The 9,094-nt window shown below is 67.4% G+C and carries 10 protein-coding genes; 6 read left to right on the top strand and 4 right to left on the bottom strand.

What is annotated here, in order from left to right; translation table 11 throughout:
* A partial coding sequence (locus tag QOD90_RS18115) for a flavin-containing monooxygenase (RefSeq protein WP_526352171.1) occupies nucleotides 1-892 on the bottom strand: 892 nt, incomplete at its 3' end.
* A gap of 76 nt (nucleotides 893-968) precedes the next feature.
* On the opposite strand from QOD90_RS18115, the gene QOD90_RS18120 reads away from it, so the two are divergent.
* The 3 genes from QOD90_RS18120 (at nucleotide 969) to QOD90_RS18130 (ending at nucleotide 3,368) form a co-directional block, all read left to right on the top strand.
* Nucleotides 969-1,610: a TetR/AcrR family transcriptional regulator gene (locus QOD90_RS18120; protein ID WP_526352173.1), complete on the top strand. Its 642-nt coding sequence runs from the start codon at nucleotides 969-971 to the stop codon at nucleotides 1,608-1,610.
* Between the two features lie 61 nt (nucleotides 1,611-1,671).
* Nucleotides 1,672-2,889, top strand: coding sequence for a DNA polymerase IV (gene dinB / locus QOD90_RS18125; protein ID WP_526352175.1), 1,218 nt, complete (start codon nucleotides 1,672-1,674; stop codon nucleotides 2,887-2,889).
* A gap of 47 nt (nucleotides 2,890-2,936) precedes the next feature.
* Nucleotides 2,937-3,368 carry a pyridoxamine 5'-phosphate oxidase family protein gene (locus tag QOD90_RS18130; RefSeq protein ID WP_526352177.1) on the top strand — a complete coding sequence of 144 codons (432 nt, stop codon included), beginning with the start codon at nucleotides 2,937-2,939 and terminating at the stop codon, nucleotides 3,366-3,368.
* A 3-nt stretch (nucleotides 3,369-3,371) separates the two neighbouring features.
* On the opposite strand, the gene QOD90_RS18135 is transcribed toward QOD90_RS18130, so the two are convergent.
* Both QOD90_RS18135 and QOD90_RS18140 read right to left on the bottom strand, forming a co-directional pair.
* Entirely contained in the window at nucleotides 3,372-4,379 is a 1,008-nt protein-coding gene (locus QOD90_RS18135; RefSeq protein ID WP_526352179.1) for a PHP domain-containing protein, read from the bottom strand.
* A 21-nt stretch (nucleotides 4,380-4,400) separates the two neighbouring features.
* Nucleotides 4,401-5,018, bottom strand: a complete 618-nt coding sequence (locus QOD90_RS18140) for a TetR/AcrR family transcriptional regulator (protein ID WP_526352181.1) — start codon at nucleotides 5,016-5,018, stop codon at nucleotides 4,401-4,403.
* Nucleotides 5,019-5,091: 73 nt separating this feature from the next.
* Between QOD90_RS18140 and QOD90_RS18145 the strand changes: the two genes are divergently transcribed.
* From QOD90_RS18145 to QOD90_RS18155, 3 genes are read left to right on the top strand one after another with little or no spacing between them, the layout of a single operon-like run.
* Nucleotides 5,092-6,498 carry an ABC1 kinase family protein gene (locus QOD90_RS18145; RefSeq protein ID WP_526352183.1) on the top strand — a complete coding sequence of 469 codons (1,407 nt, stop codon included), beginning with the start codon at nucleotides 5,092-5,094 and terminating at the stop codon, nucleotides 6,496-6,498.
* Nucleotides 6,485-7,669 (top strand): cytochrome P450, encoded by a 1,185-nt coding sequence (locus QOD90_RS18150; RefSeq protein WP_526352185.1) that lies wholly within the window; start codon nucleotides 6,485-6,487, stop codon nucleotides 7,667-7,669. Before QOD90_RS18145 ends, QOD90_RS18150 begins: the two co-directional genes overlap by 14 nt.
* A gap of 7 nt (nucleotides 7,670-7,676) precedes the next feature.
* Nucleotides 7,677-8,582 carry an NAD-dependent epimerase/dehydratase family protein gene (locus tag QOD90_RS18155; protein WP_526352187.1) on the top strand — a complete coding sequence of 302 codons (906 nt, stop codon included), beginning with the start codon at nucleotides 7,677-7,679 and terminating at the stop codon, nucleotides 8,580-8,582.
* On the opposite strand, the gene QOD90_RS18160 is transcribed toward QOD90_RS18155, so the two are convergent.
* Nucleotides 8,579-9,094, bottom strand: a 516-nt coding sequence (locus QOD90_RS18160) for a TIGR03086 family metal-binding protein (protein ID WP_526352189.1), incomplete at its 5' end; no start/stop codon positions are given. The genes QOD90_RS18155 and QOD90_RS18160 overlap by 4 nt on opposite strands.

Genomic DNA, 9,094 nt, shown 5'->3' on the forward strand with positions numbered 1-9,094 from the left:
TGGGGGCTAGGCAGAGCCGTTGGTCCCATGGGTTGTAGCTCGGGCCGAAGTGCTTCTCGACGTCGTAGCCCTCGGGGAGCCTGCGCTGGGCCATGGTGAGCAGCGTCTTGCGCATGAACTTAGGGAACTTGCGGGCCAGCTGATACCGGGCGGTGCCAACGAAGATGGCCTGCCACCGGTTGACCACGTGAGCGGCGTTGGTGGGCAACAGTTTGTTGACCCGCTCGGCGATCGGGTCGACGTCGGGCAAGCTGCCGACGTAGGACGGTGAGCGCTGCAGCATCGTCACGTGGCCGGCGCCGCTATCGATCAGGGCGGGAATCAGGGTGATGGCGGTGGCGCCACTGCCGATGACGACGATCTTCTTGCCCGTGTAGTCGAGGTCCTCGGGCCAGTGCTGCGGGTGAACGATGGTGCCCGCGAAGTCCTCGGCGCCCGGGAAGGTCGGCGAGTAACCCTGGTCGTAGTTGTAGTAGCCGGTCGTGGCGAAGAGGAACGAGCACGTCATCGTGACTTCGCCGTCGCCGGTGTCGACGGTGACCGTCCACCGGTTGTCGGCGTCGGACCATTCGGCGGCCGTCACCTGGTGGCTGTAGCGGATGTTCTCGTCGATGCCGTTCTCGGCGGCGGCTTCCTTGATGTACGCCAAGATCGACGGGCCATCGGCGATGGCCTTGGCCGACGTCCACGGCTTGAATCGGAAGCCGAGGGTGAACATGTCGGAGTCCGACCGGATGCCGGGGTACTTGAACAGGTCCCACGTGCCGCCCATGTTCTCGCGGCGTTCGAGGATCGCGTAGGTCTTCGACGGCGAACGGTCCTGCAGGTGCCAGGCAGCGCTGATGCCGGAGATGCCGGCGCCGACGATCAGAACGTCAAGGTGTTCGGTCATGCCGACACGTTATCAACACGGTGTTGAATAGGTCAACAGTGTGTTGAAAATTTCAACATGCCGTAAAGTAACCCCGGTGACGACAACCAGCACGGCCCGATCCGGACGGGGACGTCGCTCGACGCGTCCGTCGGGCGATGACCGCGAGGCAGCCATCCTCGCGACCGCCGAACGCCTGCTGGAGGACAAGAAGTTCGCCGACATCTCCGTCGATGACCTGGCCAAGGGTGCGGGCCTGTCGCGCCCCACGTTCTACTTCTACTTCGCGTCCAAGGAAGCCGTGCTGCTCGCGCTGATGGAACCCTTGATCCAGCGGGCCGACAAGGGTTTCGACGGTGCGGCGAAGAACCTGCCCACCGATCCACGCCGAGCGTTTCGCGACGGCATCAGCACGTTCTTCAATTCGTTCGGATCCCACGGCGTGGTCGCCCGCGCGGGCACCGAGGCAGTGGCCAGCAGCCCCGACGTGCGCGCCGTGTGGTCAACCTTCATGCAGAAGTGGATCGACCAGACCGCGGCGCTGATCGAGGCCGAGCGGGCGCGCGGCGCAGCTCCCATCACGATTGCGGCCCGCGATCTCGCCACGTCGTTGAACCTGATGAACGAGCGGACGATGACCGCGACGCTGATCGCCGAGGAGGGCGCCGTCGCCACGGAGCGGATCGTCGACACCCTCGCACACATCTGGCTGACCAGCATCTACGGCGAGAGCCAGTAGCCCGCGAGCAGCGCCATTGCCACGCTCGGGCCTGGTGTTCGTCGGACGTCAATGCGAACATATGTTCGTGTCGATACGGCCGTCGGGAGAGGCGACGATCCTGCATGCCGACCTCGACTCGTTCTATTCGTCGGTCGAGCAGCGCGACGACCCCTCGCTGCGCGGCCGTCCGGTGATCGTCGGCGGTGGCGTGGTGCTCGCGGCGAGCTACGAGGCGAAGGCCTACGGCATCCGCACCGCGATGGGCGGCCGCCAGGCTCGGCAGCTGTGCCCACACGCCATCGTCGTGCCGCCTCGAATGGCCGCGTATTCGGAGGCCAGCGCCGCGGTGTTCGAGGTGTTCCGCGACACCACTCCCCTTGTCGAGCCGGTGTCGGTCGACGAGGCGTTCCTCGACGTGAGCGGGCTGGGCCGCGTATCGGGCACCCCCGTCCAGATCGCGGCCCAACTGCGAGAGCAGGTCCGCAGCCAGGTCGGCCTTCCGATCACCGTCGGCATTGCCCGCACCAAGTTCCTCGCCAAGGTAGCCAGCCAGGAAGGCAAGCCCGACGGCCTGCTGCTGGTTCCGCCCGACCGCGAGTTGGCGTTCCTGCACCCATTGCCCGTGCGGCGGCTGTGGGGTGTCGGCGCCAAGACCGCCGACAAGCTGCACGCCCACGGTATCCACACCGTTGCCGACGTTGCGGAGCTGAGCGAGTCCATGCTCGGCTCGATCGTCGGCGGCGGCATGGGCCACCAACTGTTCGCGTTGTCGCACAACATCGACCGCCGCCGAGTCGTCACCGGCGTGCGACGGCGCTCGGTGGGAGCTCAGCGCGCGCTGGGTCGTTCGGGAAACACCATGTCGCACAGCGAGATCGATGCCGTGGTCGTCAACCTGGTCGATCGCATCACGCGCCGGATGCGCACGTCCGATCGCACCGGGCGCACCGTCGTGCTGCGTCTGCGGTTCAACGACTTCAGCCGGGTCACCCGCTCCCACACGCTACCGAGGGCCACTGCGTCCACTGACGTCATCCTCTCTGCGGCAAGGGTTTTGGTGACCACTGCGGCACCGCTGATCGCCGAGCGGGGTCTGACGCTGGTCGGTTTCGCGGTGTCCAACATCGACCGCGACGGCGCGCAGCAGTTGGAATTGCCCTTCACCACGGCCGCCGACCAGATCGCCTTGGACTCGGCGGTCGACGAGGTCCGTCAACGCTTCGGAAATGCCTCGGTGATGCGCGGCGTCCTCGTCGGCCGCGATCCTGGACTGGAGATGCCAATGCTCCCGGAGTAGCGCACCGCAGGGGAATAACCCCAGACGGTGGTGGGTTGCCCGGCGGTATGAGCAGAGTCTTCATCGAATCAGAACGCCAAGCCTTTCTCGCGGCCAAGCACGTGGGCGTGCTGTCCGTCGCCGCCACCGATGGGCGTCCGCCCGCGAGTGTCCCGATCTGGTACGACTACACCTCCGACGGCCTGGTCCGGATCAACACCGGTGCGGGTTCACGAAAGGCCAAGCTCATCAAGGCGGCCGGCGCGGTGACGCTGGTCGTGCAACGCGAAGAGCCGCCCTACCAGTACGTCGTGGTCGAGGGCAGCGTCGTCGACGTCATCCAGCCCGCTCCGGAGGACGCGCGGGAAGCCATCGCCATCCGGTACCTCGGTGACGAAGGTGGGCGCGCCTTCGTCGAGGGCATGCGCGAGGTCGAGAGCGTGCTGTTCATCGTGCGCCCAGACCGGTGGCTCACCGCCGACTACTCCGGCGACCTCTAGTTCCTACCCGGCCCTCGTCCACTCCAGCAGTTTCTTCACCGGCCAGGTGTTGACGATCCGCTCGACCGGCACACCGTTGTCGAGGGCTCGCTGTGCCCCGTAGCCGAGGAAGTCCAGCTGGCCAGGGGCATGGGCATCGGTGTCGATGGAGAAGTCGCAGCCGATCTCCATGGCCATCGTCAACAGGCGCGTAGGAGGGTCCCGTCGTTCCGGCCGCGAGTTGATCTCGACGGCGGTGCCGTGATCGCGGCACGCGGTGAAGACCTTCTCGGCGTCGAAACTCGATTCGGCGCGGATGCCCCGGCCGCCTTCGACCAGCCTTCCGGTGCAGTGGCCGAGCACGTCGGCCTGGCCGTCGGACACCGCCCGCACCATGCGGCGGGTCATCGCCGCAGAGTCCATCTTGAGTTTGGAGTGCACGCTCGCGACGACGATGTCCAGCCGATCGAGCAGGTCGTCCTCCTGATCGAGACTGCCGTCGTCGAGGATGTCGACCTCGATACCGGTCAGAATTCGCATGGGCGCGAACGTTTCTCGCAGTTCGTCGATGACGTCGAGCTGCTCACGGAGGCGTTCGGGCGACAGACCGTTGGCCACGGTCAGCCGCGGCGAGTGGTCGGTCAGCGCGCAGTATTCGTGACCCAACGACTTGGCGGCGGCCATCATCTCCGAGATCGGCGCCGATCCGTCCGACCAGTTGGAGTGCAGGTGCAGGTCGCCCTTGAGTGCCGCACGGATTTCACCGCCGCCGAGATCCTTGGCAGCAGAACGTAATTCGACCAGAGCGTCGGGTTCCCGGCCGGCCCACGCCTGGGCGATGACCGTGGCCGTCTTCGGGCCCACCCCTGGGAGCGACTGCCAGCTGTTGGCCTTGCCGTGCTTCTCGCGCTGCGCGTCGTCGAGTCGTTCGACGACGTCGGCGGCATTGCGGTAGGCCATCACCCGGCGGGAATCCTCGCGGGCGCGGTCCTTGTAGTAGGCGATCTGGCGCAGCGCCGTCACTGGGTCCATGACTCCAGTGTGCCCGCGCGCTCAAGGCTCCGCGCCGTCGATCTCTGCATTGGCTTCGCGGATCCGTAGCGCGAGCAGCGTGGTCCATTCGGTGAGGTACTGCTCGTCGGGCGTTTGGTTGGCCGGCGTGTGGAACAGGATGCCGGTGGTCCGACGGCCGATGAGAGCGTCGATTCCGACGACCGCGATGTTCATGGCCGTGGTGGCGCTGAGCTCGGGCGCCCAACCGTGAAGCCAATCGGCGAGTTCGGCGTAGAGACCTTCGACGAGGGCGGCGTAGGCGTCGTGCAGGCGGGTCGACTGAGCGGCCGGCGTTCGGGCCGCGACCTGTAGGAGCTGACTCTCTTCGTCGAGCACCGTGAGCAGATAGCGGCCGAGCAGGGTGAGTTCGGTGGTCAGGTCGCCAAGACCGGCGAATAGGGCGCGGATGTCGCGCATGGCGCTGCGGCGGTCGAGTTGCCGGTCGATACCGGCCTCCAGCAGGAGCTCCTTGGATTTGAAGTGGTGATAGAGCGCACCGGAACCGGGGGTCAGGCCGGCGGCGGCCTCGATCTGGGCGACGCTGGTGGCTTTGTAGCCCTGCCTGCTGAACAAGCGCATCGCCTCGGTGACCAGTCGATCCCGAGTCATCTCCACCATTGACCGCTCCAAAGTAAACACTTAGTGTAGGAAAGTGGATACTTTAGCAGCATTCGTTTGGGGAGAGTGATCGATGTCGGATTCCGACCGTTCGGTCCCGCAAGGCCGGGTTCGCCGCACCATGCCGCTGGCCGGTTTCACCGCACGGGCGGCCGGCGGACGCATGGTGGCGGGTCTGCGGGAGAAGGCGGGCGACGAGGGTGCGGTCGTGCGCTTCCACGAGCGAACCGCGGAGCGCTACGCCGAACTGCTCGGTCATTCCAAGGGCGTGCTGATGAAGGCCGGCCAGATGTTCTCCCTGATCGACGCCGGCACGGTGGGCAGCGGTGAACTGTCGCCCTATCAGCAGGCGCTGACGCGACTGCAAGCCGACGCGCCGCCGATGGACCCCGCCCTGGCTCGCGAGGTGCTGGAACGGGAATTGGGGCGGCGGGTGGACCAGGTGTTCGCCGACTTCACCGACGAGCCGATGGCCGCGGCTTCCATCGGCCAGGTGCACCGGGCGGTGTTGCCCGACGGCCGCCAGGTGGCCGTCAAGATCCAATACCCTGGCGTGGCCGAGGCGATCCGCAGTGATTTGGCCAATACCGAACTCCTGGTGACGGTTTCCCGTTTCGTCGGCGCGACGGTGCTCGATCTGCGCGCGGCCGCGCAGGAGATCGCCGCGCGAATCTCCGAGGAAGTCGATTACCGGCACGAGGCCACCAACGTCACGGCCTTTCACGATCTCTACGTCGGACATCCGTTCATCCGCATCCCGCAGGTCATCCCCGAGGCTTCCGGAGATCGAGTGCTCACCATGACCTATCTGGACGGGCTGGACTGGGCCGCGGCACTGGCAGCCGATCAGGACCTCAAGAACACGTGGGCCGAGGTGATTTCCCGCATGGTGACGGGTTCCTACCGGCACGCAAATCTGTTCCATGCCGACCCTCATCCGGGAAACTATCGCTTCGGCGTGGACGGCTCGGTGGGGTTCGTCGACTTTGGCTGCGTGAAGCGGCTGGCTGAACCGCAGCGGCGCAGAATCGTCGTGATGGTGCGCGCGACGATCGACGGCCGCCGCGACGACCTCCGAGCCGCAATGGTTGAAAGTGGTTTCCTCACTGAGGAATCCACTCTGACCGCCGATGAGGCCTACCAGTGGTATACGGCTATCCTTCACGAGTTGCTCATTCCGCAGCCGGCCACCTACACGCCGGAGGCCTCCAGCCGGGCCGTGGACGCGCTCATCGACATCCGGGCGGCGGACCATCCCGTCCGACGGATGCAGGTACCACCGGACTTCGTGTTCTTCTCCCGCCTGAACCTGTCCATGAACGCCGTGTTCACTGCGCTCAATGCCACCTTCTACGCGCGGTCCCTACTCGACGACATGGATGGGGTCGCCGCACCGATCACCGACCTTGGCAAGGCGCACGACGACTGGTTGCGCCAGCGCGGCCTGCCCTACGGGATGGATCACCATGACGAGCACTGACACCGGCGCGCCGCGGTTGCCATGGCATGCCGCGGACCCCTATCCGTTCTACGAAGAGCGGCGCGGCGGTGGAGAGGGGGGGTGGGACGACACCGCCCAGGCATGGCTCGTCCTCGGCTACGACGCAGCACGGCATGTGCTCGGCGGCACCGGTTGGTCCAGCGATCCCCTGGCCAACCCCGCCAACCGGGACTCGATGGACCCCATCAGTGAGGCCTTCACCCGCCGCTCAATGCTCTTCGCCGACGGGACCATTCATCAGCGGCTACGCGGGTCGGTCCGCGACGTCTTCACCCCCTCGTTCATCGCGAACCTCGCCGCAGGCGTGGAATCCGTCGTCGCCGCGGTCAGCGACCACCCACCGACGGGCACGGCATTCGACCTGATGTCCGAGATCGCCCTGCCCATCCCACTCGCCGTCGTCGGGGAATGGCTGAACCTCGACCCCTCGACCTCGGCGCTGCTGCGCGAGCTGTCACCGGTCATCATCCGCATGCTGGGCACTCTCGCCGACACCGAGGAGGTTCGGGCCGGCGCGGGTGCATCCGCGGCCCTCGTGACGCAGTTCCTGTCGCTGGCCGCCGACCGCCGCGTGCACCCCGGCGACGACCTGCTGAGCTTCATCGCCGCCGACCCGGATCTCGAACTCGACGACGTCGTCATGACCACGATCCTCATCGCGGTCGCCGGGCACGAAACCACCGCCAACCTGCTGGGTGCGGGCTTGGTCCGGTTGCTCACCCCCGGCGCCGATGGGGTCCGCCTCGCCGACGAGGTCGATCCAGCCGATCCCGCGGTGGCGACCGAACTACTGCGCCTGGACGCGCCCGTGCAGTCGACCGTGCGCACCGCCACCCACGACCACCGCATCGGCGGGGTCGACGTCGCCGCCGGCCAGAGCGTCCTCGTCGCCGTGGCGGCCGCCAACCGCGACCCCGCCGTCTTCGAGCAGCCCGACGCCTTCCGACTCGACCGCACCGGCCCCGCCCCGCTGTCATTCGGGTACGGCGCGCACTACTGCCTCGGGGCGGCCCTGGCGCGGCTGGAGATCACCACTGCGCTGCCCCGAATCCTGGGCCGCCGGCCCGTGCTCGCCGGCCCGGTGACATGGCGCGACACCCCGGCCATCCGCGGACCGCTGACCGTCCCGATCGTCTTCGAGCGCGGGTAGTCATCGGATGCGCATCTTCGTGACCGGCGGCACCGGCGCCATCGGCAGCTACGCGGTTCCGGCACTGGTCGACGCCGGGCATTCCGTCTCGGCATTGGCCCGCAGCGACACCAAGGCCGACGTCCTCGAAAAGCAGGGCGCGACACCGGTATTGGTGTCCCTGTTCGACCGCGACGCGCTGGCCGTCGCATTCGCCGGCCACGAGGCCGTCGTCAACCTCGCTTCCGCCTTGCCACCAACCACTTCGTTTTGGCGGCGGTCGGCCTGGCAGGCGTGTGAGCGGGTGCGGATCGAGGGATCGAGCTCCGTCGTCGACGCAGCGCTGACCGCCCGGGTGCCAAGACTCATCCAAGAATCGGTGGTGATGCTCTACGCCGACGGTGGCAACGAATGGATCGACGAGGGGCATGCCGTCGATCACTACCCGATCACCACGGGCAACCACGGCGCCGAGGCCAGCGCCCGCAGGTTCACCGAAGCCGGTGGCACCGGGACGATTTTGCGGTTCGGCGTGTTCTACGGCCGCGGTGCTGCGCACAGCGAACAGCTCCTCCAGCTCGCGCGTCTGCACGTCGGGTTCGTGCCTGGGCGGGCGGACTCCTTCATCTCGTCCATCCACGTGGCCGACGCCGCGGCCGCGATCCTGCCCGCGCTGCGAGGTCCCGGCGGCCTGTACAACGTCGTCGACGACCGTCCCACCACCAAGCACGAATATGCGGAAGCCTGTTTCGCCGCCGTCGGGACGCGGCCGTGGCTCAGCGGGCCGGGGCGGCTGGGGCTCCTGCTCGGTGACCGGCTCACGTCGTTGACCCGGTCACTGCGCGTCAGCAACGCCAGGTTCAAGGCCGAAACGAGCTGGCAGCCCCGCTTTTCGAGCGTCCGCGAAGGCTATTTCGCCATGGCAGCGGCTTAGCTGGTTCGCCAGCCTGGATTCCGGCCACTGAAGGCCAGCGCTCGCTCGAAGGACGGGGCATCCGAGTCGATCTCGACGGCAGCATCGAAGAGCCCCTCGACCGGTCCATCCGCGGTGAAGCTGGCCAGGTGCGCCAGCACCGCCTCGGCGACGTCGTCGTCGACCTCGAAGGGCTGACCGGTGGCCACGGCGACGTCCCACCCGTGCACGACGACCTCGGTCAGCCCGACCATGCCGCACACCTCACCGGGTAGGTCGACCCCACCGACGCGGGTCATGCCGTCCCACGCGCTGGGGTCGCGCCACGCCTCGGCGAGTCCGGCAAGATTGCCCGGGTAGACCGCGCGCCAATCGTCGTCAAGGTGGTAGCCGCCTTCGCCAGGTGGCGTGTTGGTGAGCTCACCCAGGTCCTTGCGGCCCGCCGCGGCGAAGGCCACGCCGAGCCCGCCCACGTGGGCCACCAACTCCCGCAAGGTCATCTTCTGGCAGGGAGTAGAGCCGTCGAGCTGGTC

The organism is Mycobacterium sp. (assembly GCF_032161845.1).
Classification (GTDB): domain Bacteria; phylum Actinomycetota; class Actinomycetes; order Mycobacteriales; family Mycobacteriaceae; genus Mycobacterium.

What these genes read in the sequence shown, in the direction of transcription:
- dinB (WP_526352175.1), top strand. Translation starts at nt 1,672, where the DNA reads ATGTTCGTGTCGATACGGCCGTCGGGAGAGGCGACGATCCTGCATGCC.
- QOD90_RS18130 (WP_526352177.1), top strand. Translation starts at nt 2,937, where the DNA reads ATGAGCAGAGTCTTCATCGAATCAGAACGCCAAGCCTTTCTCGCGGCC.
- QOD90_RS18135 (WP_526352179.1), bottom strand. Translation starts at nt 4,379, where the DNA reads ATGGACCCAGTGACGGCGCTGCGCCAGATCGCCTACTACAAGGACCGC.
- QOD90_RS18140 (WP_526352181.1), bottom strand. Translation starts at nt 5,018, where the DNA reads ATGGTGGAGATGACTCGGGATCGACTGGTCACCGAGGCGATGCGCTTG.
- QOD90_RS18145 (WP_526352183.1), top strand. Translation starts at nt 5,092, where the DNA reads ATGTCGGATTCCGACCGTTCGGTCCCGCAAGGCCGGGTTCGCCGCACC.
- QOD90_RS18150 (WP_526352185.1), top strand. Translation starts at nt 6,485, where the DNA reads ATGACGAGCACTGACACCGGCGCGCCGCGGTTGCCATGGCATGCCGCG.
- QOD90_RS18155 (WP_526352187.1), top strand. Translation starts at nt 7,677, where the DNA reads ATGCGCATCTTCGTGACCGGCGGCACCGGCGCCATCGGCAGCTACGCG.